Genomic DNA, 23,566 nt, shown 5'->3' with positions numbered 1-23,566 from the left:
GGGTCAGGCGAATATCTTCGCCACCTCATCGCCCTCCAGCAGGCGCCAGTCCCCCTCTTCCAGATCACCCAGATCCAGCGCACCGATGCGGGCGCGGTGCAGGGTTTCAACATGGTTGCCGACGGCGGCGAACATGCGGCGGATCTGGTGATAACGCCCTTCCTGAATGGTCAGCCGCGCCTTTTTCTCATCTAAGGCTTCCAAAGTCGCCGGCAAGAGCGGGGTCTTTTCCGATTTCAGCATCAAGGTGCCGCTGGCAAAAATATCCTTCTCATCCCCCGTCAGGGGACGGGCCAGTTCCGCCTCATAGACTTTGGGCACATTGGCCTTGGGCGAGATGATGCGGTGGAGCAACTGGCCATCATCGGTCAGCAGCAGAAGACCGGTCGTGTCCCGATCCAGCCGGCCAACCGGGGCGATGATGGGATTGCGGTATTCAAACCGCTCCGGCAGCAATTCATAAACCACCCGGCCCGGATCGCTGGTGGAACAGGTATAGCCGGCCGGCTTATTCAGCATCAGCACGCAGCCCTGCGGCGGGTCCAGTTCCTCCCCGTCGATCAGGATATCCTCATGCTCAGCCTTGTCGCCATCGGACAGGATAGTGCCATCCCGTCGCGTCACGCGCCCGGCCCGCAGCAACATTTTCACATCACGCTGGCTGCCATAGCCCAGATTGGCGATCAGCCGGACGAGACGCATGAAAATTGTCCTTGGAGGTCAAATAGAGGAGTGCAGGGAGGATGGGGGAGGCGGATACGCCGCTTCAAACCGGTTCCGGTTCCAGCGGTTCGCCCGGCTTCAACCACCAGGAGGCTTCGGCCAACTTGCCTTCGAACAGTTCCAGCATCGGCCGTTTCATCCGGTCGATCAGTGGCCAGTCGTGGGTGGCGACGATGACGGTCGTGCCCTGCTTGTTCAACTCGATGAACAGCCGCATGATCTTCATCGACATGTCGCGGTCGATATTGCCCGTCGGCTCGTCCGCGACGATCAGTTGCGGGTTGTTGATCACGGCCCGCGCAATGGCGACCAACTGCTTTTGACCACCAGACAGGGTGGGTGGCAGGGCATGCAGCTTATCCGCCAAGCCAACCCAGGCCAGCAGATCGGTCACCGCTTCCCGGACATGGCGTTCTTCATGCCCGGAGATGCGCAGCGGCAAGGCCACATTGTCAAACACGGTCATATGGTCCAGCAGGCGGAAATCCTGGAACACGACGCCGATTCGACGCCGCAGTTCCGGCAGCTTCGCCCGTGGCACCTTGGATAAAGGTTCCCCAAACAGGGTGATCAAGCCCCGTGACGGCCGCTCCGACAGGTAAAGCAGTTTCAGCAGGCTGGACTTACCGGCACCGGTGGGGCCGGTCAGGAACTGGAAGGAGCCGGGCGCCAGTTCGAAACTGAGATCGCGCAGCACCTCCGGCCCATTGCCGTAGCGCAATCCGACATTCTCGAAACGGACCACCCGTCAACTCCTTCCCATGCCCCGTAAAACCCGGTCAGGCGCAGCCGGCGCCGACCGCTTCAACGGGCGTACCGGCAGAGCCACCGTCACGCACCGGCACCAGACCCACCCGCTCAAACGCTGTCAGCGTCTCATCGGCCCAGGCCTTCAGGTCGGTCAGGCCGCCATGGCCGGTCCAGACATCAATGCCGAAGCGCTTTTCCAGATCGTTCTCGGTCAGCTTCAGGGCGTCGCGGACGGAAATCAGCTCGCGTTCCAGCAGGTTCCAGATGTCGCTTTCGCAGCGCTTCATGGTGACAACATGCACGCCCATGCCCTGAAACGCCTTCAGACGCTTGAACGCGGCGTCATTGTCATAAGCACCGAAACCGCCGGCAACCTCGTTCAGCACCACATAACGGCGGCCAATGGGCAGCCACTCATTCTTGTCGAAGCTGTACTGGATCAGCGCGCGCGCATCCTCAATCGCCTGCCCTTCGGCCTTGGTGGTCACCACCAGATCGATAGGGGGCGAGTTGCGGCGGCGCAGCAGGGAGCCGGCATTACGCGCTTCCGACCAGGCGAACAGTTCAGCGGCAACATTGGCGCCAACGTCGATGATATAGCCGCCTTCCAGCACGGTACGGCCAAACTCATCCCAATATTTGATGGCAAGGTTGGGATCGGTGGAGCTTTTGACCTTGGTCAGGTCTTCACCAATGCCCAGTTCCTTCACATGGTGGAACAGGCGGCCGAATTTGGACCGGTTGTTCAGACTGTCACTGTCCGCGGCCGCCAGCTTGACCGGCACGCCCTTCTGCTCGTGCTGCAGCACAAGCATCTGGGCCGTCAGGGTCTTGCCCTGCCCACCCGTCTTCGCCATCGAGATGAAGGTCCGCGTCATGCCAATTCTCTCCTGAACCCTGCCGGAATATCGGTCGCGGGCAAATGACCCCTGGGCAAGCCCTGTGCCCACCACCCGCGAGCGCGGAATCGTTACCCTTTTTCCCCGTCCCCTTCAATGGTAGCGGGGGCTTGCGTCCCTATTTTACCACGGGGTGCGTCCCGATCACACGGGATCAACAGGCGGCAGGGAAGACAATGTCAGCAATTCTTCCGCTTCTGCCGCCGGCAGCGGACGGGAGAAGAAGAAACCCTGACCATAGCGGCACTCCAGCCCGCGCAGGAAATCCACCTCCGCCTGGTTCTCGATCCCCTCCGCCACCACATCCAGGTCCAGGCTTCTGGCCAGCATCAGGATGATGCGGGGAATTTCCTCCCGCCGGTCGCCATGGCCGGCGCCCTGGACAAAGGCGCGGTCGATCTTCAGGGAACTGAACGGATAGCGGTGAAGATAAGAGAGACTGGAATAGCCCGTGCCGAAATCATCCAGCGACAGACCCACGCCAAGCGTGCGGATCTGCTGCATCATGGAGGCCGCCCGCACCGGATCATCCATCAGCAGGCTTTCGGTGATTTCCAGCTTCAGCGTATCCGGCGGAATCGCACTGCGGGTCAGCGCCTCTTCCACGATGGTGACCATGTCATCTTCCAGCATCTGCCGGCCGGAGACATTGACGCTCATGAACAGGCCGGAGCCATATTGTTTCTGCCATAGGGCAAGCTGGGTCGTTGCCTCACGCAGAGCCCAGCGGCCGATCTGCAGGATCAGGCCGGTATCTTCTGCCAAAGGCACGAAATCAGCCGGCGCAATCATGCCACGTTCGGGATGGAACCAGCGGATCAACGCCTCGAACCCTGCCACCGACTGGTCGGACAGGCGGACAACCGGCTGGTAAAAGAGTTTAAGCTGGTCGCGATCTGCCGCCATCCGCAGATCGGATTCCGTCCGCAGACGGGAAATGGCATGGGCGCGCAAGGCCTTGTCGAACAGATCGACCCGGTTTCGTCCTTCCCCCTTGGCGCGGAACATGGCGAGGCTGGCATCGCGCATCATGTCCACCGCCTGGGTATAGCCGGAATGGGACATGGCAATGCCGCCCGATACGGTCAATACCACCCGCTCCCCACCCGGCAGCAGGACCGGCTCCGCGATTCGGGTGGCAAGGCGGCTCGCCGCAGCAACAGCCGCCTTTGTATCCACCACCCCGTCGACCAGTACCGCATATTCATCGGCGGAAATGCGGGCGATGGTATCCCCTGCCCGCCTTTCCTGCTCCAGCCGGCGGGCCAGGATACGCAACACTTCATCCCCTGCAAGCGGACCCAGACTGTCATTCACCCGCTTGAAATGATCCAGATCGAACAGGATCACAGCGAAGGGCGGATCGTCCGGCCGCCGGCGCCGGCTGATCGCCTGCCCGATACGATCCAGCAACAGCGAGCGATTCGGCAGACCGGTCAGCCCATCGTGAAAAGCATCGAACAATATCTGCTGTTCGGCCCGCTTGCGCGCCGTGATGTCGGTCATGGAACCGGCCATGCGCATGGCATCGCCCACGCCATCCCGGATCGCCACGCCCCGGATCAGAACCCAGAGTTCCGCCCCGCTATCGTGGCGGATGCGCACTTCATGTTCCAGATGATCACTGCCGCCGGACAGATGCAGGGAAAAAGCCGTGCGCAGACCGGGCAAGTCGCTCGCATGGACCAGATTGAACCAGTCCTCAATCGTGCCCACCCACTCCCCACCCGGCAGGCCCAGCATGTCCGACCAGCGGGGGGAATAATAGACCTCGCCCTCCGGGATACGCCAATCCCAGAGCCCGTCATTGGCGCCCTGCGAGGCCAGGGCATAACGCTCCTCGCTGATCCGAAGCTGTTCCTCTGCCATTTTGCGGTCGCTGATATCGGACTGGGAGCCAACCAGCCGTACCGGCTCGCCGGCTTCATTCAGGACCGCGATGCCACGGCACAGCATCCAGCGCCAGCCGCGCGTGCCATGCTGGATGCGATATTCAATCTGGAACGGGCGTCCGCCGGCGGATAATTGCGCATCCAATGTTGCCTGCAGCCAGATAAGATCCTCCGGATGAACCCGGCTCAGCCATTCTTCCGGCCCGTCGCCGATCTCTGCCTCGCCACAGCCGATCAGGCTTTTCCAGCGCGGGGCATAATAAATACGGTCGGTCCGCAGGTCCCAATCATAAAGCCCGTCATTGGTGGCCGCTGCCGCAAGGGCCAGCCGTTCCTCGCTGATCCGGAGATTTTCTTCCGCCTCCTTGCGGGCGGTGATGTCGATGGCGGTGCCGATCAGGCGGGCAACCCTGCCGGTGCCCTCCTCCAGCGCAGCACCCCGCACCATCAGCCAGGTCCAGCCACCCCGGCCATTGGTAATGCGATGCTCGATGATGAAGCGACGGCCCGGTTCTTCCTGCGGTGGGCGCAGGGTGGCTTCCAGCCAGGGCATATCTTCCGGATGGACACGGGCGAACCAATCTTGCGGCAATACAGGCCGTTCTTCCCGCTGCGCCACCCCGTCGGGCGATGACAGGCCCAGCAAGATGCGGAACCCGGGGGAGAGGAACAGCCCGCCGCCAACAAGATCCCAATCCCACATGGCTTCGCCGCTGGCGAGGCCCGCCAGCATGTAACGCTGTGCCAGTTCGTCGTCAGAAGAGGGGTGAGTCAAGATAGGGCCGACGAATGCTATTGTTGCCATATCGTACGACATCTTGATGATGGCTGACTATGCCTGTTCTCAGCCATGCGAATTCTATAATAGAATGCCGCTATGGAATGGACCGACCAGGGAATTTTGCTTTCCGCCCGCCCCTATGGGGAGAGCGCCGCCCTGGCGGTGCTGCTGACCCGTGACCATGGAAGGCATGCCGGGCTGGTGCATGGTGGTCAATCCAGCCGTCACCGCGCCACGCTGGAACCGGGCAACCAGCTGGCCGCCCACTGGCGCGCCCGCATCGCCGACCAGTTGGGCCAATGGTCTTTGGAAGTGGAACGCGCCAGTGCCGCAGCCCTGCTGGATGACCCGAAACGGCTGTCCTGTCTGGCATCGGCCTGCGCCCTGATGGATTCCAGTCTGCCGGAACGGGAGCCCCACCCCGCTCTGTTCGATGCCACGCTGGCCCTGTTGGACGCCATGCAGACGGATGTGTGGGCCGAAATTTATGTCCGGTGGGAGATCGGGCTGTTGAATGAAGTCGGGTTCGGTCTTGATCTGTCGCGCTGTGCCGTAACGGGACGGAGTGCTGAGGATCTGGCCGGAGGCAATGAAATGCTGAGCCATGTCAGCCCGCGCAGCGGTCGTGCCGTCAGCACATCTGCCGCAGAGCCTTACCGGGACAAATTGCTGCCCCTCCCGCCCTTTCTGCTGGGTTTGAGTGATGGGGGGCCGGTTGAAGTGGCGCAGGGCCTGACCATGACCGGCCATTTCCTGGAACGGTTCGTCTTCGCCCAACGCCATGTCGACCTGCCGCCGGCGCGACGGCGATTTGCAGAACGCTATACCCGACATCAAACCATATCTGATATGGATGGCGCATGACCGACGCTGCTTTCGAGATCGTGGACAAGCGCCTCGCCGATGCATTGGGCGAGCGCTATCTGTCCTATGCCCTATCCACCATCGTCTCCCGCTCGCTGCCCGACGTGCGCGACGGGTTGAAGCCCGTACATCGCCGCATCCTGTTCGCGATGAGCCAGTTGAAGCTGGACCCGAACACGATGCCGAAGAAATCGGCCCGTGTGGTCGGCGATGTGATCGGTAAGTTCCACCCTCATGGCGACCAGTCCGTCTATGATGCGATGGTACGTCTGGCGCAGGATTTCGCCAGCCGCTACCCGCTGGTGGAAGGCCAGGGCAATTTCGGCAATATCGACGGCGATAACGCCGCCGCCATGCGATATACCGAGGCCAAGCTGACCGAGGTGGCCAAGGCCCTGATGCTGGGGCTGGAGGAGGACGCCACCGATTTCCGCCCCACCTATGACGGCGATGGCGAGGAACCGATTGTCCTGCCGGCCGCCTTCCCCAACCTGCTGGCCAACGGGTCGGCAGGTATCGCGGTCGGCATGGCCACCAGCATCCCGCCACACAATGTCGGTGAAATCTGCGGCGCGTTGAACCTGATCATTGAGCGGGAATTGCTGCCCGCCCCGGAAAAGCGCCGCCCGGTGACGGTGGACGAGCTGGTAAGCTGGGTGCGCGGGCCTGATTTCCCCACCGGCGGTGTGTTGGTGGAAAGCCGCGCCAACATCATTGAAGCTTACCGCACCGGGCGCGGCGCCTTCCGCACCCGCGCGCGCTGGACCAAGGAGATGCTGGGCCAGGGCACCTGGCAGGTGGTGGTGACGCAAATCCCCTATCAGGTGCAGAAATCGCGCCTGGTGGAAAAGATCGCCGAATTGCTGTCCGAGCGGAAACTGCCGCTGCTGGAAGATGTGCGCGACGAGTCGGCCGAGGATATCCGGCTGGTGCTGGTGCCCAAGAGCCGGAATGTCGATCCGGCCGTGATGATGGAACAATTATTCCGCAACACGGACCTGGAAACACGCTTCAGCCTGAACATGAATGTGCTGGATGGCGGGCTGATCCCGCGCGTCATGAACCTGCACGAGGTGCTGAAGGCTTTCCTGGACCACCGGCAGGAAGTGCTGGTGCGCCGCTCACGGCACCGGCTGGGCCAGATCGACCACCGGCTGGAAGTGCTGGGCGGCTATCTGATCGCCTATCTGAACCTGGATGAAGTGATCCGCATCATCCGGGAAGAGGATGAGCCGAAGAAGGAGCTGATGCGCACCTTCAGCCTGACGGATGTCCAGGCCGAGGCCATTCTGAATATGCGGCTGCGCAGCTTGCGCCGGCTGGAAGAGTTCGAGATCAAGAAGGAACATGATTCCTTGACGGCAGAGCGCGCCACACTGGCCGGCCTGCTGGAGGATGAGGGCAAGCGCTGGAAGGCCATCCGCAGCGAAGTGCAGCAGATGGATAAAAAATTCGGCCGCTCCACCGAACTGGGGGAACGTAGGACCGAAATCGGCGAGGCGCCGACCGATCTTGTGGTGCCGGTAGACGCCATGATCGAGCGGGAGCCGCTGACCATCTTCCTGTCGGAAAAGGGCTGGATCCGCGCCGTTTCCAAACATCTGGGCCCGGCAGAAACCGCCGACACCAAATATAAGGAAGGCGACAAGGAAGGCTTCGTCCTGCATGCCGAAACGGTGGACAAGCTGCTGCTGTTCGCCAGCAACGGCAAATTCTACACCCTGTCGGCCGACAAGCTGCCCCGTGGGCGCGGCTTTGGGGAACCGGTGCGCCTGATGGTGGATATGGGCGACGCCGAGATCGTCACCCTGATGCGCCATCGCCCCGGCACGCGCCTGCTGGTGGCCTCCACCGATGGACGGGGCTTCCAGGTGGAAGCCGATGATGTCATCGCCCAAACCCGTGCTGGCAAGCAGGTCTTGAATACCGGTGACGGGGCCACGGCGATGATGGCCGTGCCGGTGGAAGGCGATGCGGTTGCCGTGATTGGCAATAACCGCCGCCTGCTGGTGTTCAAGCTGGAAGAATTGCCGGTCATGGCGCGTGGCAAGGGCGTGGCCCTGCAGAAATATAAGGATGCCAGCCTGTCCGACCTGAAGCTATTTACCCTCGCGGATGGCCTGTCCTGGAAGATGGGTGGGGCTGAAGGCCGGGTCCGCACCGTCGCCATGCCAGAGCTTGCCGGCTGGGTCGCCTTCCGGGGCACCCCAGGCAAGCTACCCCCCAATGGCTTCCCCAAGAAGAACAAGTTCACGGATTAAGGGCGGGCAGTGACGGAAGTACCGGAGGGTTTAAAATCCAGTACGTCGTAACGCCTCTAAATAAAAAAGGCCGCATCGGTTTCCCGGTGCGGCCTTTTCCATGAGGTGATGGTTAGAGCCGTGTGCGTTTAATCGGAAACGCATACGGCTCTAAGCCCTTGTTCAGCGAGCAGATTCACGCTCCAAAGCGATTCCGCTTTTCCGCGATCTGCTCTAGTAGGTCAGACGGACGCCGACCTTACCGGTCCAGCTATATTCTTCATACTGAAGCAGGCGGTCGCCATTCGGGCCCTTCTGATAGGCCAGATAGGGCTCGTCCCCCAGGTTAACCAACTCACCGAACAACTGAATATTGTCGTTGAGCTGGTACTTGGTCGTCACATCCCACTGGATGTGGTTTTTAACGTAGCGGTCGCTTTCGGCATCGCTGCCCAACTCATCCAGATAGCCACTGCGGTAGGTGGCAGCAATGCGCAGGCTGATCGGCCCCTTCTCATACCCGACCACACCGGTGAAGGTATTCTTGGACGATGCCGGCAGCGGAATCTTGCGGCCGAGCACATCGCCCTCGGCATCGGTGTAGGTATAGTTCAAGGAAACCAGCAGCCCGTCGAACGGCTGCGGCAGGAACAGCAGCGATTGCTGGTAGTTGGCTTCGAACCCCTTCACGGTGGCGTTGTCACCATTGATCGGGATGATCGCCTCGTCATAGGCGATGCCGTTCAGCACACCATCCTGGAACTCGGCATCGACGATATAATCCTTAATCGTCTTGTAGAAGAACCCACCGGAAAGAACGGCCTCGCGCGCCGGATACCATTCGGCACCGATATCGAAGTTCCAGGCGCGATAGGGGTTCAAATCCGGATTGCCGAATTCGCCTTCACGATCACCATCCTCGGACTCCTCCACCACAAAGCGCGGCGCGATCTTGCCGATGCCGGGACGAACAACGGAGCGGAAGATGCCAGCGCGCAGCACGACATCGTCCTGCGCCTCGTACCGCACGGCGACGCTGGGCAGCCAATCCGTATATTTCTTGGACTGGCCGGTCGGCGTGATGAAGACGGTATCCTCATCCAATTCTACACCGTTGCGAACCGCACCCTCGGCCACCAACTCGACCAGATTGCCAGCAACCTTGTCCTTGGTGTGTTCCACACGCAGACCGCCAATGACGCGGAGCGGCCCACCCTCGTACCGGCCCATCACATAGCCGGCATAGATATCCTCATCCACCGCGTAATCGGCGATGGCGGATTCATAGATCGTATCGACATCACTCAGTTCCAGATCGGCGCGATTGCTGGCCAGCCAGTCGCGTAGCCCCTTCTTGGACGGGACCGGGCCGATATCCGTGATGCGATAGGTGCCCTCTCCGATCACATCCGCCAGGGTGAAATTACCATCGAACCCATCGAAATAGTTCAGATCGAAATCATAGGTCTTCTGACGCAGACGGGCCTTGGCGCCGAATTTCAGATCAAACTGTCCCTGATCCAGGCCAAAGCTGCGGGTGATATCCGTCTTGAAACCCCATTCCTCATCTTCTGATTTGGAAAGGTCGGTTTCTTCCAGGCGATAGAATGCATAGCGGCTGGGATTAAGGAAATTGGCCGCGTTGCGGTCGAAGGTGAAAGTAGGCTTACCCAGATCGCTGTAATCGAACGTCACGGCACCGGAACTGCCGCCCGTACCGCTGAAGCGCTGGCGGAAGCGGCCCGGATCAAGCGAACCATCCTCCTTCTCATCCGCCAGGGAGTAGGAGGCGGAATATTCAAAGGTCCAGGCATCCAGATGGGTTTCACCGCCGGCGACCAGCGAGGAAATCGTCTGCCGCTCAAACCGGTCCTTCAGATCGCGGATCACGGTGAAACGCTCACCATCGGCGCTGTCAAAGCGGGCCGTGGTGGCGCTGCCGCTATTCGGCACAGCATCTTCCATGTCGAAGATCAGCCGGCGGCGATATTCCTGATCGTCAAAACGGCTGTAAAGGCCACGCAGATAAAGATCGGTATTGTCATCGGCACGGAAATCGATGGAGAGCGAACCGCCGATGCGTTTGCGCGTCACGTCATAGTCGCGATATTCCACCGTATCCGCATAGGTAATACCATCCTCCTCATTCCAGCCGTCCATCTCGACATTGTCGGTCTCGAACTTGCGCTTGTAGTAGGAGAAGCCACCGGCAATACCCAGCCTGTCTGTCAGCATGGTGGAGAAATCCACGCTGCCTTTCGGCGACCAGCTATTGGTGAGGTCGTTATAGGACCCTTCCAGCTTGGCGCCAAAGAACGGTTCCGACCGTTCCAGCGCGCTGGTGGTGTTGATCTCGATGGAAGCGCCAATCGTATCGGCATCCATATCCGGGGTCAGGGTCTTCTTGACCTCGATCGATTCCACCAGTTCCGTCGGGATCACGTCCAGGGCCACCGACCGGATGTCGGCCTCCGGCGACGGCGTACGCACACCGTTGATGGAAGCTGCATTCAGGTTCGGGTCAAGGCCGCGCACGGCGATGAAACGCCCTTCCCCCTGGTCGTTCAACACATTGACGCCGGACAGGCGGCGCACGGCCTCCGCCGCGTTCTGGTCAGGGAACTGGCCGGCGCTGTCCCGGGTCACCACGCTCTGCACCCCATCGGCCGCGCGCTGGCGCGCGATGGAGGAGGCAAGGTTGGCACGCTGACCGACCACGATGATCTCGGCCATCTGGCTGTCGCCACCCAGCAATATGTCAGCCGTGACAGCGCCGGCGCCCGGTACCTGTACCGCTTGCTGCTGCGAAACCCCGGCGCTGTAGCTTGTGCGCAGCGTGTAGCTGCCAGCCGTCACATCCGCAAAGCGATAGGTGCCGTCGGGCTGGGTCGCCGTCTTGCGACCCAGTTCCACAATCTCAACTTCGGCGCCGGCCAGCGCGCGGGCACCCCCATCCACCCCCACACGGCCAACGATCTCACCCGCCCATGCGGTGGCACCGAAGGAAAGCGTCGCCGTCAGCGCCGTAGCGGAGAGCAGCACTCTATTGAAGCGATTGGACACAAGAAACTCCCTTCCCGGAAAGCTGGAAGGGCTGTGCCCGAACTACGTTACGGTATCATTGCGGTGCGGTGAAGTTTTGCCACCATTTCAACGCAGCGCAACGAGGGATTGAAATAATAATGCCTTCAAGCTGTTAGTTCATGCCAACCCGGCTTTCCACCATGACCCTTATATCCTGGGCCCGGATCCATTCCGGGGAGCCTGCCGGCAACATGCGCTCGGCATGGTCGGCATGGTACTTTGCGGCGCGGATATCGCCGCGGGCCAGCGCCTCTTCCGCGCGGGCATAGGCCAGTTGCGGCGGCATGTCGGCGCGGCTGTAGGCGCTGGACAGCAGGCGCCATGTCAGCGCGGACCCACGTTCGATACGGGCCGCGGCGTTCAGATGGGTAATGGCTTCCTGCAGGAAACGATCATCCCCGACCTCCAGCAGCGCCTGTCCCAGGGAGGCACGCAGCAGGCCTGATTCCGGATCCAGCCGCACCGATTCACGGTAAGGGATCACCGCATCAGCGGCCTGCCCATTCTCAAACAGGATTTGCCCCTTCAACTCATGAAAATAGGCATTGTCCTTTTCCTGCGCGATCAGGCCATCGGTGAGATCCAGCGCATCCTTGGTGCTGCCCCGCTGATAATAGGCAATGGCGCGAGCATAACGGGCGGGAATGCCCTTATCCTCGGCACTGTAACGACGCAGGGCAAGCGACGGCCGCAGGAAGCCCATCAGCTTCGCGACCATCCGTTCATGCATATCGTAGAATTCTTCTGGAAACCGCTTGCCGTTATTCTGCGATTTCGTTTCCACGAAGTTACGGATCGCCTCAATACGGTTACGGGTCAGCGGGTGGGTGCGGACGAATTCAACCTGCCGGTTTTCCGGCAGCAATTCCTGCCCGGCCAGCTTCTGCATCATCTGCAGCAGGCCTTCAGAAGACCAGCCCAGCTTTTCCAGATACATCATCGCCGCCTCGTCAGCGGACCCTTCCTGGGCGCGGGTGAAGGCGAAGAAGGTGCGCATCGCCGCTTCCTGACCACCGCCCATGACACCGGCCGCAACATCGCCCCGCCCGGCACCCAGGGCCGCCGCCAGCCCCAGCAGGGTGAAGATGGTGGCAATGGTCGCGGCGTTGGACATGGCATCGCCGCTGCGGGCCAGATGGCCGCCAGCAATATGCCCCGTCTCGTGCGCTGCCACGCCCAGCAATTCGCCCAATGTGGTATCCATCAGGAACCCGGTATGGAAGAACATGTTCTGCCCGCCCGCGACAAAGGCGTTCAGCGAATCCTCCCGCACCAGCCCGATGGTCACCGCTTCCGGCACCACATTGGCGGCGTTGAAGATCGGTGTGGAATAGGTCCGCAATATATGCTCGATTTCGGTATCGCGGATGAAACTGATCTTCCGCTGTGCCATGGCGGGCTGTACCGCCATTGTCACCGACATCAGCAAGGCCACGGCCGCACTGGCAATCCGCTTTGGAACCGCAAACATGAGTCTATCCATCGGCAAAGCCCCTCGTCCTGACACTAGCCATGAAAATCTTGGCGATGGAAGGGCGCTGTTGGGAGATGCGGCCTGGGCGGCTTCCCAACGCGGGACCGTGGCCCCCTTCATCGTGATGGAAGTGATGCGCGCCGCCAATGCCCGTGCGGCGGCCGGCGGCGATGTGCTGCATCTGGAAATCGGCCAGCCCAGCTCAGGCGCGCCGGCCAAGGTGCTGGCTGCCGCCCGCGCCGCGCTGGATGGTGACCGGATCGGCTATACAGACGCGTTCGGCCTGCCGGCTCTGCGGGAAGCCATCGCCCAATGGTATCGGGACCGGCATGGGGTTTCCGTCCCGCCCGAACGGATCGCCGTGACCACCGGATCGTCGGCCGGCTTCATGCTGGCCTTCCTGGCCGCGTTCGAACCTGGTGACAGGGTGGCCCTGGCCGCCCCAGGATATCCCGCCTATCGCAATATCCTGAAGGCGCTGGGCCTGGAACCGGTGGAAATCCCGACCGGACCGGAAACACGGTTCCAACCGACACCCGCCCTGCTGGAAGCATTGGACCGACCGGTGCGGGGCCTGATCATCGCCAGCCCCTCCAACCCTGCCGGCACGATGATGACCCCCGCCGCATTGGCGGACCTTGCCGGCTGGTGCGAACGCAACAATGTCCGGCTGGTCAGCGACGAGATTTATCACGGAATCGAGTTTGGCACCGTACCGGCCCAAACAGCCGCCGCCTTCAGCCAGCGCGCCATCATCATCAACAGTTTCAGCAAATATTTCAGCATGACCGGCTGGCGCCTTGGCTGGATGATTGTGCCGCCGGAACTGGTGCGCGCCAGCGAATGTCTGGCACAGAATCTCTATATCTCCGCCCCCTCCCTATCCCAGCACGCCGCCATCGCCGCCTTCGACAGCGTGGAAGAGGTGGATGGCCATGTCGCGCGGTATCGCCGTAGCCGGGAATTGCTGCTGAATGAACTGCCCAAGGCAGGCTTTACCAAGCTGGCACCCGCCGATGGCGCCTTCTATCTCTATGCCGACATCAGTGACCTGACCGATGATAGCGAAGCCTTCTGCCGCCGCATTCTGGGCGAAACGGGCGTGGCGGTGACGCCGGGCCTGGATTTCGACACGACGCGCGGCCAGCATTTCCTGCGGATCAGTTTTGCTGCGTCTGAAGCTGAAATTGCTGAGGCCGCCCGCCGGCTGGTGGCATGGCGGCGGTAAAAATCAGCCCCAGCCCCTCAACGCCGCAGCCAATGTTCCGCAGCAGCGCGGCGCCTTTCCCATCCGGCCCGCTCCAGTTCGGGCGATGGCTCTTCACTGACCGGATATCCAAGGCATAGATAGGCGATGAAATGCCATTCCGCCGGCACATTCAGTGCCGCCGGGATGGTTTCCGGCTCCAGGATTGAAACCCAGCCCAGCCCGATATCATGGGCGCGCGCCACCAGCCAAAGCGTGTGTATGGCAATGGCGACGGAGTAATCCACCGTCTCCGGCATGGTTCGCCGGCCAAGCCCCTTGCCCTGGTCTGGGTCGGGCACAGCGAAGACCGCCAGATGCACCGGCGCATCAAGCAGCCCCGCCAGCTTCAGTTTGGCATAATTTTCCCCCTGCCCGGCCAGGGTCTGATCGGCCAGGGCGGCGGCATTGGCGGTGGTGAAATTGTCGATGATGGCGGCGCGACGTTCCGCGTCTTCCACGATGACGAAGCGCCAGGGCTGGCTCAACCCGACGCTGGGCGCCAGCTCGGCATCGGTCAGCAACCGTTCCAGCAGGCCGGATGGCAAAGGATCGGGCCGGAAATGGCGGACATCCCGCCGCCAAGCCAGCAAATCACGGAAACGGCGCCTGAATTCATCATCGAATTCCGGCGCCTGCGCCTTTCCCCCAGCCGCCTCAGCCATAGAGCTGCTTGGCGCGTGTCTCAAAGGCCGCGACCATGCGCTTCACCGCTTCATTGAACAGGGCGCCAATGATGGTCTGCAGCACCTTGTTGCGGAATTCGAAGTCGACATAAAAATCGACGGTGCAGCCTTCAGGATGCGGCTCGAACACCCAATGGTTATTGAGGTGGTGGAACGGCCCCTCAACATACTCCACATGGATCGCCAGCTTCTCCGGGTGCAGGGTCACCTTGCTGGTGAACCGCTCCCGGATCAGCTTGAAACCGATCACCAGATCGGCCCAGATCACATTATCCTGCTTCTTGCGAATGCGGCAGGCCACCGCCCAGGGCAGGAACTCCGGATAGCGCTCCACATCGGCGACGAGATCATAAAGCTGTTGCGGCGTGTAAGGCAGTACACGCCGTTCGGCATGAGTCGGCATCGGTTGGCGTTGCTCCGTTCAATCCCTGTAAGACCAGCCGCAATGCTGGCGCAACCTCATTCCGCCGGAATGCCGGCCGTCGCCATGGCAACAATATCAATCACCGGCACCTGTCCGGCCAGCTTCGCTTCCCGCGCGGCCCGCAACTTCCGGAAATCATCCCCGGCATGGTAGGAGCTGCGGGTCAGCGGGCTGGAAGACACCATCAGGAAACCCTTGCCACGGGCAATGGTTGCATAAGAGGCAAATTCATCCGGCGTGACAAACCGATCCACCGGCGCATGCTTGGGCGTCGGCGCCAGATACTGACCGATGGTCAGGAAATCGACATCCGCGGCACGCAGATCATCCATCACCTGCCCGACCTCTTCCTTCGTCTCCCCAAGGCCGACCATGATGCCGGACTTGGTGAAGATCGACGGATCAACGTCTTTCACCCGCTGCAACAGGGCCAGCGACGTGAAATAGCGGGCACCCGGCCGGATGGACGGGTAAAGGCGCGGCACGGTTTCCAGATTGTGGTTGAACACGTCCGGACGGGCTTCTGCCACCGTCTCCACGGCACCGGGCTTGCGCATGAAGTCCGGCGTCAGGATTTCGATCGTGGTGTTGGGGGCCGTCTTGCGGATGGCGCGGATGGTACGGGCGAAATGGTCGGCCCCACCATCATCCAGATCGTCACGGTCCACCGAGGTGATGACGACATGTTCCAGATCCAGGCCGCCCACGGCCTCTGCCACCTTCTCCGGCTCATGCGGATCAAGGGCCAGCGGCTTGCCGGTGGCAACATTGCAGAAGGCGCAGGCGCGGGTGCAGATCGCGCCCAGAATCATGAAGGTCGCGTGCTTCTTTTTCCAGCACTCCCCGATATTCGGGCAGGCGGCCTCCTCGCACACGGTATGCAGCTTCAACCCGCGCATCAAATCGCGGGTTTCGGCATATTCGCGGCTGGTGGGCGCCTTGACGCGCAACCATTCCGGCTTGCGCTGGATCGGGTTGTCCGGGCGCTTGGCCTTTTCCGGATGGCGGATACGGGGCTCTTCAATAGACATCACGCACGACCTTGAATTGGTTACGTGAAAGATAAGGCCTCAGGGCGTGGGAACCAAGCGCGGCGTGTCGCCACCCTCCCCCGCAAGGGGCGCAGGGCCAGCCGGGGCTGGGCTCAGTTCAATCTCCGCTTTCAGTGCCAGATGATCAGAACCGAAGGGAGCCAGACGGCGAACTGAAGACGCCGCCACCCCCGGTCCGCCGAATATATGGTCAATCGGGATGCCCACGTAAGTGAGCGGGCCCGACGGCCAGGTTGGGCCGGTATGGGCGATGCGGCTGATACCGGCATCCCGCTCCAGCTCGCGGATGAGAGGAGACCAAGGTGCTGAATTAAAATCCCCTGTTAGCACAATTGGTTGTGGAAGATTTTTAAGATACTGCGCCAACCACTTGGCTTCCTCCATCTGAAGCACCGGGGCGAAAGGCTGCTTCAGATGGGCGGCCACAAGAGTAAAATCGCCTTGCGGATGATGGACCCGCACGGCCAACATGGCCGGAAAGGACACACCGTCCCGCCAGGGGCTCCTCTCCCCAATCAGGGTGATCGGCCAACGGGACAGGATCATATTGGCGCAGGCACTATCACCGCACAGGGCACGATAAGGCCAATTCCCCTTCACACTGGGCAGCCAACCACCCTGAAAATATTCGAAAGTTTCGAGCAGCACCGCGATATCCGGTGCTTCCCGATTAATCATGTCCGCTGTCTGGCTGGGAGTCGCATTGTCGTACCAGATATTGGCATGCAGCAGGCTGAAATGGACCGGCCCGCCCGCGCTGCGCGATCCACCGCTAAGGGTGGGAACCACAAACCAAAGATTAAGCGCCGTAATAATCCCAACAAAGACGCCCAGCGACAATGAGCGTACAACAAGGCATAGGGTCAGCAATACAGCGGCCACAAAAAGATAGCCGATACGCAAATGCTCCAGCGGTGCCAGAAGGGAGATTGAGGACTCCCCCCACAGGGGCAGACTGGTGAAGAAAAGGGCCGCCGCTATAAACCATGCAACCGTAAGCAAAAGGGAACGTAAAGAGAATTTCATGGCAGCCCGATCACAATAAGGCACAAACAAGTGGAAACCTCATAGCAGATCCCAAAGCGCCCCTCATCCCGGTCGGCACAGCTCGTAAGCCAGTGCGTGGGAAGTGATAGGGCGAACCAAGTGAAGCGCGTAAGGCACAAGAAAGGTGGAGAAAAATGCGGCTATTCTACGTACTTGCTCTTGCTGGATTAATGGTATTGCCATTATCCGCCTGTAGCGTTGTCGGCACAGCCGCCTCTGTGGTGGGAACGACCGTCGATGTGGCCGCCACGGCGGTCAGCACAACGGCCGATGTCGTAACCAGCCCAATCCGGGATTAAGCCAGGAAACAAAAAGGGCGGCCATGTGGCCGCCCTTTCAGCACTGCTAATAACGCGCTGATCAGTAATGGATGGCGCGACCGTAAGCGGCCAGCACCGCCTCGTGCATCATTTCCGAGAGCGTCGGGTGCGGGAACACGGTGTGCATGAACTCCGCTTCCGTCAGTTCCGCCGTCTTGCCGATGGTGTAGCCCTGGATCAACTCGGTCACTTCGGCGCCGATCATGTGGGCCCCCAGCAGCTCGCCGGTCTTGGCGTCGAACACGGTCTTGACCAGACCTTCCGGCTCGCCCAGCGCGATGGCCTTGCCATTGCCGATGAACGGGAACCGACCGACCTTCACCTCATGCCCGGCGGCCTTGGCCTTGGCTTCCGTCAGGCCAACGGACGCCACCTGCGGGAAGGAATAGGTGCAGCCGGGGATGTTGGTCTTGTCCATCGTGTGGACATGCGGCAGGCCGGCAATCTTCTCCACGCAGATGATGCCTTCATGGCTGGCCTTGTGCGCCAGCCAGGGGGCGCCAGCCACGTCACCGATGGCATAAACACCCGGCTCATCCGTGCGACCATAGCCGTCATTGACGATGTGGCCACGGTCCAGCTTGACCTTGGTATTTTCCAGGCCCAGCCCTTCGGTATTGGCGACGATGCCAACGGCGGAGATGATGCGGTCAACCGTGACCGTTTCCACCTTACCGGCGACATCGATATGGGCCGTCACGCTGTCGGCGTGGCGGTCCAGCTTCACCACCTTGGCGCCGGTCTTGATCTTCAGGCCCTGCTTGGTGAAGGCCTTGGCGGCGAAGGCGCTGATTTCCTCGTCTTCCACCGGCAGGATGCGGTCAAGCACCTCAACCAGGGTCACGTCAACGCCCATCGCCTTGTAGAAGCAGGCAAATTCCACACCGATGGCACCGGTGCCGATAACCAGCATGCTCTTCGGCGTGGCCGTCGGCACCATGGCTTCCTTATAGGTCCAGACCAGCTTGCCGTCGGGCTCCAGGCCCGGCAGCACGCGGGCGCGGGCACCGGTGGCGATGATGATGTGCTTGGCCTCGGCCTCCGTCACCTTGCCATCCTTGGCCGTGACGGCGATCTTGCCCTTGCCCAGCAGCTTGGCCGAGCCGTCCAGGACGGCGACCTTGTTCTTCTTCAGCAGGCCCTTGACGCCGGCGGAAAGCTGGTTGGCCACGCCGCGGGAGCGCTTGACGATGGCGTCCACATCCAGCGTCACCTTGCCTTCGACCTTGATGCCGTAGGCCTGGGAATGCTGGATGTAATGCGCGATCTCCGCGGAGCGCAGCAGCGCCTTGGTCGGGATGCAGCCCCAGTTCAGGCAGATGCCGCCCAGATGCTCACGCTCCACCACGGCGGTCTTCATGCCCAACTGGGCGGCGCGGATGGCGGCGACATAGCCGCCGGGGCCGGCACCGATGACGATGAGGTCGAAATTCTCGGCCATGATCTTGGTCCTTCGTGTCAGGGCACAGGAGATCGGCAATGGGAGGCCATTTGCCTCAACCAACACCCACCCCACCTCCGTCATCCCGGCGATAAGCCGGGATCCAGGGGCCACAAGCCCAACGTTTCAGCAGCTTTGATCGGAAAACCCTACCGTAGTGCCTTTGGCCCCTGGATCCCGGCTTGTCGCCGGGATGACGGTAGGAACGGTGGGAGCCCAACAGGGGCTCCCACTCCACATCACAGCATCAGGGTGATCGGGTCTTCGATCAGGCCCTTCAGCAGCTTCAGGAACTCCGCACCCACGGCACCATCGACTGAACGGTGGTCAACGGTGAGCGTCAGGGACATGACGGTGGCAATGGCCAGCGCGTCGCCCTTGACCACCGGGCGCTTCTCACCCGCACCGACCGACAGAATGCAGCTCTGCGGCGGGTTGATGATGGAGGTGAAGCTCTTGATGCCGAACATGCCCAGGTTGGACACGGAGAACGTGCCGCCCTGGAATTCCTCCGGCTTCAGCTTGCCTTCCTTGGCCTTCTTCGCCAGTTCCTTGACCTCGGCGGAGATGGTGGCCAGGCCCTTGCGGTCGGCGTTCTTCACGATGGGGGTGATCAGACCGCCATCGGTGGAAACGGCGACGGAGACGTCCACATTCTCGTACTGGAGAATGCCATCCTCGTGCCAGGATACGTTGGCCGCCGGGAAGCGGGCCAGCGCAATGGCCACCGCCTTGACCACGAAATCGTTGACGGAGATCTTCTCCCCCGACTTCGCGTTCAGTTCGGCGCGCAGCTTCAGCAGGTTGTCGATCTCGCAATCGACGGCCAGACCAAAGTGCGGGATGGTCTGCCAGGCTTCGGTCAGGCGCTTGGCGATGGTCTTGCGCATGCCGCTGTTGGGCAGAACCTTGTACTTCATGCCCAGCTTGTCAGCCAACGCCTTGGCATCAATGCCCTTGGGTGCCGCTGCGGCGGCGACAGGGGCCGGGGCGGCTGCCTGCGGGGCAGCGGCGGCGGGTGCCGCGGCGGCCTTGGGCGCACCACCCTTCAGGGCCGCTTCCACATCGGCCTTGACGATACGGCCATTCGGGCCGGTACCGGCAACAGCCTTCAGGTCCAGACCACCCTGGGAGGCCAAGCGGCGGGCCAGCGGGCTGGCGAACACGCGGTCACCCGTGGCCGCAGAAGCCGGCTTGGCTGCCGGGGCCGGGGCGGCGGTGGGTGCCGCAGCCTCTGCCTTCGGGGCGGGGGCTGCTTCAGCCTTGGGGGCCGCCTTGGGCGCACCGATGGCAGAGGCGTCCTCGCCCTCCTCCAGGATGACGGCGATGGGGGTATTCACCGCCACACCCTCAGTCCCTTCGGCAACCAGGATCTTGCCCAGCGTGCCTTCGTCCACGGCTTCCACTTCCATGGTCGCCTTATCGGTTTCGATCTCAGCGAGAACATCGCCGGACTTCACCGCGTCGCCTTCCTTCTTCACCCACTTGGCCAGCTTGCCTTCCGTCATGGTCGGCGACAGGGCCGGCATCAGGATTTCGATCGGCATATCTTGATCCCCTCTGCCTTATTTCTTGTAGGTGACGGACTTGACCGCATCCACAATGTCATGCGGCTGCGGCAGGGCCAGCTTTTCCAGGTTGGCCGCGTAGGGCAGCGGCACATCCTTGGCGGTGACGCGGACGACCGGCGCATCCAGATAATCGAACGCATGTTCCATCGCCAGCGCGGCCAGTTCGGAACCGATGCCGGCAAAGGCCCAGCCTTCTTCCACCGCGACCAGACGGTTGGTCTTCTTCACGCTGGCCATCACGGTTTCCACATCCAGCGGGCGGATGGTGCGCAGGTCGATCACCTCGGCGCTGATGCCCTGTTCGGCCAGCGTCTCGGCGGCGGCCAGTGCATGGGCCACGCAGATGGAATAGGTGACGATGGTGACATCCGTACCGGCGCGCACCACCTTGGCCTTGCCGATCGGAACAATGAAGTCCGGATCAGTCGGGACCGGGAAGCTGTGGCCGTAAACGATCTCGTTCTCCAGGAACACCACCGGGTTCGGATCACGGATCGCCGCCTTCATCAGGCCCTTGGCATCGGCGGCGCTGTAGGGGGCGACCACCTTCAAGCCCGGCACATGGCCGTACCAGGAAGCGTAATCCTGGCTGTGCTGCGCGCCCACGCGGGCGGCGGCACCGTTGGGGCCGCGGAACACGATGGGGCAGCCCATCTGACCGCCGGACATGTACAGCGTCTTGGCAGCGGAATTGATGATGTGGTCGATGGCCTGCATCGAGAAGTTCATGGTCATGAACTCCACGATCGGGCGCAGACCGCCGAAAGCCGCACCCACAGCCAGACCGGCAAAACCATGCTCGGTGATCGGCGTATCGATCACACGATCGGCACCGAATTCCTGCAGCATGCCCTGGGAAATCTTATAGGCGCCCTGATATTCGGCCACTTCCTCGCCCATCAGGAAGACGGTCGGATCGCGGCGCATTTCCTCGGCCATGGCGTCGCGCAGGGCTTCACGCACGGTCTGGGTCTTGACGTCCTTGAAGTACTTATCCTCGTCGCTCTCCGGTGCCTTGGCCTGGGGCGGAACCGGGGCCGGGGTGGAAGGCGTGGAAACCGTGGCTTCCTGCTTCACCTCGGTCGGCTTGGCCGCGGCCGCGGCGGGAGCCGTCTCCGCGCTTTCACCCTCTTCGCCAATGCTGGCGATGGGGGTGTTCACGGCGACATTCTCGGTACCTTCCGGCACCAGGATCTTCAGCAGCGTGCCTTCATCGACGGCTTCCACTTCCATGGTCGCCTTGTCGGTTTCGATCTCGGCCAGGACGTCACCGCTCTTCACGGTGTCGCCTTCCTTCTTCAACCACTTGGCCAGCTTGCCTTCCGTCATGGTCGGCGACAGGGCCGGCATCAGGACCTGTACGGGCATATTCTATCCTCCGGTGACGGCAGACTTCAGGCTTCCACGAGAACATCCGTCCACAGTTCGGACGGATCGGGCTCGGGGCTGGTGGTGGCGAAATCGGCCGCCTCGGTGACGATATCCTTCACCTCGCGATCGACGACCTTCAGGCTTTCCTCGTCAGCATAACCCTGTTCAAGCAGCAGCTTCTTGAGGTTGTCGATCGGGTCGCTTTCCGACCGCATCTTGTTGACCTCTTCCTTCGTCCGATACTTTGCCGGATCGGACATGGAATGGCCGCGATAGCGGTAGGTCTGCATTTCCAGGATCACCGGGCCGTTGCCGGCGCGGATATATTCAATCGCCTCATGGGCGGCGGCGCGGACTTCCAAAACGTCCATGCCGTTGACCTGTTTGCCGGGAATGCCATAGGCGCTGCCGCGCTGGAACAACTCACCGGCCGAGGCGCGGGCCTGGGCGGTGCCCATGGCGTACTTGTTGTTCTCGATCACGAACAGGGTCGGCAGCTTCCACAGGGCGGCCATGTTGAAGGTCTCATAGACCTGGCCCTGGTTGATGGCGCCGTCGCCCATATAGCAGGCGTTGAAGCCGCCATCCTTGTTGTACTTGTGGGCAAAGCCCAGGCCGGCGCCGATCGGCACCTGTGCGGCAACGATGCCATGGCCGCCGTAGAATTTCTTCTCACGGCTGAACATGTGCATGGAGCCACCCTTGCCCTTGGAGTAGCCACCGGCACGGCCGGTCAGCTCCGCCATCACGCCCTTGCTCTCCATGCCACAGGCCAGCATATGGCCATGGTCACGGTAGCTGGTGATGACGCTGTCGGCTTCTGTCATGCAGGACTGGATGCCGACGACAACAGCTTCCTGGCCGATATAGAGATGGCAAAAACCACCGATCAGACCCATGCCGTAGAGCTGGCCCGCCTTCTCTTCGAAACGGCGGATGAGCAGCATCTCACGGTAATACCGGATCAGCTCTTCTTTGCTCGGCAGGGTCGGGGCGGCGGGGGCCGCGGACCGAGTGGTGCGGCGCTTCGTGACTGCCACTGGCTCCTCCCAGATAAACGGGTGTGCAATGCGCCATTGCATCGCATCTGCGAAGCCTAGACCTAACCCCACCTGCACCCAATGGCAAGGGTGAGTGCAGTGCAATATACTGTTTTATATGAGAAAATTCCGGTTATCCAAATTCAGGTTAATCGCTACTATTTCATGGACTTACCCGACCTTGGTCGGGGGTGAACTGCACTCAGTGCGTAGCAGGCCGGCGTGGAAGCAAAATAATTAATTCATCAGGATGCGAATAGTTCAGTACAGCACGCGCCCGTTCTTCCAAAAGATCGGGGTCCAGATGGTCTGGGCGCAGCAGGTTGGCACGACGCTCCAGCTCTTCCCGCTCCCCCCGAACCTGGGTGAGCGTCGCCTGGGCCTCGGCCACTTCGTTCTGCAGGTGGGTCAGCGCCACAAGGCCCCGATCACCATGAACTGTGTGATAGGCGAAATACCCCACGACGCAGACACCGATCAGGGGACCGACTGTCTGACGCAGGGCACGGAGAAGGGCGGAGCGGAGATGACGTATCGTAGACATGACCGAATGGAATCATGGGGCAGGTAGAATGGTCAACGGGATTTTTAATCCGGTTGCATGACCTTATCTTGTCATCATCAAACAAGGGCAAAATAAAACGGGCGGCCCATTTGGGCC

The 23,566-nt window shown here is 61.5% G+C and carries 18 protein-coding genes; 3 read left to right on the top strand and 15 right to left on the bottom strand.

Features of this window, described 5'->3' with window-relative positions:
• Window positions 1–3: 3 nt before the first annotated feature.
• The 4 genes from G473_RS0118570 to G473_RS0118555 all read right to left on the bottom strand — a co-directional run bounded on the left by G473_RS0118570 (window position 4) and on the right by G473_RS0118555 (window position 5,069).
• Complete coding sequence (locus G473_RS0118570; protein WP_029014336.1) at window positions 4–702, bottom strand: pseudouridine synthase; 699 nt, start codon at window positions 700–702, stop codon at window positions 4–6.
• A gap of 64 nt (window positions 703–766) precedes the next feature.
• Entirely contained in the window at window positions 767–1,468 is a 702-nt protein-coding gene (gene ftsE, locus G473_RS27750) for a cell division ATP-binding protein FtsE (RefSeq protein ID WP_051330429.1), read from the bottom strand.
• 34 nt (window positions 1,469–1,502) lie between these two features.
• Complete coding sequence (locus tag G473_RS27745) at window positions 1,503–2,351, bottom strand: hypothetical protein (protein WP_035707719.1); 849 nt, start codon at window positions 2,349–2,351, stop codon at window positions 1,503–1,505.
• A gap of 165 nt (window positions 2,352–2,516) precedes the next feature.
• A complete protein-coding gene (locus tag G473_RS0118555) occupies window positions 2,517–5,069 on the bottom strand; it encodes a sensor domain-containing protein (protein WP_245580125.1) in 2,553 nt (850 codons plus the stop codon).
• 72 nt (window positions 5,070–5,141) lie between these two features.
• Here G473_RS0118555 and recO point away from each other — a divergent pair, with 72 nt between their 5' ends.
• Complete coding sequence (gene recO / locus G473_RS0118550; protein ID WP_029014334.1) at window positions 5,142–5,909, top strand: DNA repair protein RecO; 768 nt, start codon at window positions 5,142–5,144, stop codon at window positions 5,907–5,909.
• Entirely contained in the window at window positions 5,906–8,170 is a 2,265-nt protein-coding gene (parC, locus tag G473_RS0118545; protein WP_029014333.1) for a DNA topoisomerase IV subunit A, read from the top strand. The genes recO and parC overlap by 4 nt, the downstream gene beginning before the upstream one ends.
• A gap of 213 nt (window positions 8,171–8,383) precedes the next feature.
• Here parC and G473_RS0118540 read toward each other — a convergent pair whose 3' ends face one another.
• Window positions 8,384–11,212, bottom strand: coding sequence for a TonB-dependent receptor (locus G473_RS0118540; RefSeq protein WP_084438303.1), 2,829 nt, complete (start codon window positions 11,210–11,212; stop codon window positions 8,384–8,386).
• A 133-nt stretch (window positions 11,213–11,345) separates the two neighbouring features.
• Window positions 11,346–12,704 carry a M48 family metalloprotease gene (locus tag G473_RS0118535; protein ID WP_035707707.1) on the bottom strand — a complete coding sequence of 453 codons (1,359 nt, stop codon included), beginning with the start codon at window positions 12,702–12,704 and terminating at the stop codon, window positions 11,346–11,348.
• Here G473_RS0118535 and G473_RS0118530 point away from each other — a divergent pair.
• Window positions 12,703–13,935: a pyridoxal phosphate-dependent aminotransferase gene (locus G473_RS0118530; RefSeq protein ID WP_084438365.1), complete on the top strand. Its 1,233-nt coding sequence runs from the start codon at window positions 12,703–12,705 to the stop codon at window positions 13,933–13,935. The genes G473_RS0118535 and G473_RS0118530 overlap by 2 nt on opposite strands.
• A gap of 17 nt (window positions 13,936–13,952) precedes the next feature.
• Here G473_RS0118530 and bluB read toward each other — a convergent pair whose 3' ends face one another.
• From bluB to G473_RS30000, 9 genes are all read right to left on the bottom strand, one after another.
• A complete protein-coding gene (bluB, locus tag G473_RS0118525; protein WP_029014330.1) occupies window positions 13,953–14,618 on the bottom strand; it encodes a 5,6-dimethylbenzimidazole synthase in 666 nt (221 codons plus the stop codon).
• Window positions 14,611–15,042, bottom strand: a complete 432-nt coding sequence (locus tag G473_RS0118520) for a type II toxin-antitoxin system RatA family toxin (RefSeq protein ID WP_029014329.1) — start codon at window positions 15,040–15,042, stop codon at window positions 14,611–14,613. Before G473_RS0118520 ends, bluB begins: the two co-directional genes overlap by 8 nt.
• A 56-nt stretch (window positions 15,043–15,098) precedes the next feature.
• Complete coding sequence (gene lipA / locus G473_RS27740) at window positions 15,099–16,094, bottom strand: lipoyl synthase (protein ID WP_035707702.1); 996 nt, start codon at window positions 16,092–16,094, stop codon at window positions 15,099–15,101.
• 39 nt (window positions 16,095–16,133) lie between these two features.
• Window positions 16,134–17,141 carry an endonuclease/exonuclease/phosphatase family protein gene (locus G473_RS0118510; protein WP_029014328.1) on the bottom strand — a complete coding sequence of 336 codons (1,008 nt, stop codon included), beginning with the start codon at window positions 17,139–17,141 and terminating at the stop codon, window positions 16,134–16,136.
• A 381-nt stretch (window positions 17,142–17,522) separates the two neighbouring features.
• Window positions 17,523–18,923 (bottom strand): dihydrolipoyl dehydrogenase, encoded by a 1,401-nt coding sequence (lpdA, locus tag G473_RS0118505; RefSeq protein WP_029014327.1) that lies wholly within the window; start codon window positions 18,921–18,923, stop codon window positions 17,523–17,525.
• A gap of 239 nt (window positions 18,924–19,162) precedes the next feature.
• Window positions 19,163–20,470, bottom strand: a complete 1,308-nt coding sequence (locus G473_RS0118500) for a pyruvate dehydrogenase complex dihydrolipoamide acetyltransferase (RefSeq protein ID WP_029014326.1) — start codon at window positions 20,468–20,470, stop codon at window positions 19,163–19,165.
• Window positions 20,471–20,488: 18 nt separating this feature from the next.
• Window positions 20,489–21,862: a pyruvate dehydrogenase complex E1 component subunit beta gene (locus tag G473_RS0118495; RefSeq protein ID WP_029014325.1), complete on the bottom strand. Its 1,374-nt coding sequence runs from the start codon at window positions 21,860–21,862 to the stop codon at window positions 20,489–20,491.
• Between the two features lie 26 nt (window positions 21,863–21,888).
• A complete protein-coding gene (gene pdhA, locus G473_RS0118490; protein WP_029014324.1) occupies window positions 21,889–22,905 on the bottom strand; it encodes a pyruvate dehydrogenase (acetyl-transferring) E1 component subunit alpha in 1,017 nt (338 codons plus the stop codon).
• Window positions 22,906–23,107: 202 nt separating this feature from the next.
• Window positions 23,108–23,449, bottom strand: a complete 342-nt coding sequence (locus G473_RS30000) for an FtsB family cell division protein (RefSeq protein ID WP_210163346.1) — start codon at window positions 23,447–23,449, stop codon at window positions 23,108–23,110.
• Between the last annotated feature and the right edge of the window lie 117 nt (window positions 23,450–23,566).

The organism is Niveispirillum irakense DSM 11586 (genome assembly GCF_000429645.1).
Lineage (GTDB): Bacteria > Pseudomonadota > Alphaproteobacteria > Azospirillales > Azospirillaceae > Niveispirillum > Niveispirillum irakense.
Note: the sequence above shows the minus strand (reverse complement) of the source record. Positions and strands in the feature narration are given on the sequence as shown.

Bases quoted from the DNA above. Each gene is read 5' to 3' on its own strand.
- G473_RS0118530 (WP_084438365.1), top strand. From the start codon at position 12,703: ATGAGTCTATCCATCGGCAAAGCCCCTCGTCCTGACACTAGCCATGAA.
- G473_RS0118495 (WP_029014325.1), bottom strand. From the start codon at position 21,862: ATGCCCGTACAGGTCCTGATGCCGGCCCTGTCGCCGACCATGACGGAA.
- G473_RS30000 (WP_210163346.1), bottom strand. From the start codon at position 23,449: ATGTCTACGATACGTCATCTCCGCTCCGCCCTTCTCCGTGCCCTGCGT.
- G473_RS0118520 (WP_029014329.1), bottom strand. From the start codon at position 15,042: ATGCCGACTCATGCCGAACGGCGTGTACTGCCTTACACGCCGCAACAG.
- G473_RS27745 (WP_035707719.1), bottom strand. From the start codon at position 2,351: ATGACGCGGACCTTCATCTCGATGGCGAAGACGGGTGGGCAGGGCAAG.
- lpdA (WP_029014327.1), bottom strand. From the start codon at position 18,923: ATGGCCGAGAATTTCGACCTCATCGTCATCGGTGCCGGCCCCGGCGGC.
- G473_RS0118535 (WP_035707707.1), bottom strand. From the start codon at position 12,704: ATGTTTGCGGTTCCAAAGCGGATTGCCAGTGCGGCCGTGGCCTTGCTG.
- parC (WP_029014333.1), top strand. From the start codon at position 5,906: ATGACCGACGCTGCTTTCGAGATCGTGGACAAGCGCCTCGCCGATGCA.
- G473_RS0118570 (WP_029014336.1), bottom strand. From the start codon at position 702: ATGCGTCTCGTCCGGCTGATCGCCAATCTGGGCTATGGCAGCCAGCGT.
- G473_RS0118500 (WP_029014326.1), bottom strand. From the start codon at position 20,470: ATGCCGATCGAAATCCTGATGCCGGCCCTGTCGCCGACCATGACGGAA.
- lipA (WP_035707702.1), bottom strand. From the start codon at position 16,094: ATGTCTATTGAAGAGCCCCGTATCCGCCATCCGGAAAAGGCCAAGCGC.
- recO (WP_029014334.1), top strand. From the start codon at position 5,142: ATGGAATGGACCGACCAGGGAATTTTGCTTTCCGCCCGCCCCTATGGG.
- G473_RS0118510 (WP_029014328.1), bottom strand. From the start codon at position 17,141: ATGAAATTCTCTTTACGTTCCCTTTTGCTTACGGTTGCATGGTTTATA.
- G473_RS0118555 (WP_245580125.1), bottom strand. From the start codon at position 5,069: ATGGCAACAATAGCATTCGTCGGCCCTATCTTGACTCACCCCTCTTCT.
- bluB (WP_029014330.1), bottom strand. From the start codon at position 14,618: ATGGCTGAGGCGGCTGGGGGAAAGGCGCAGGCGCCGGAATTCGATGAT.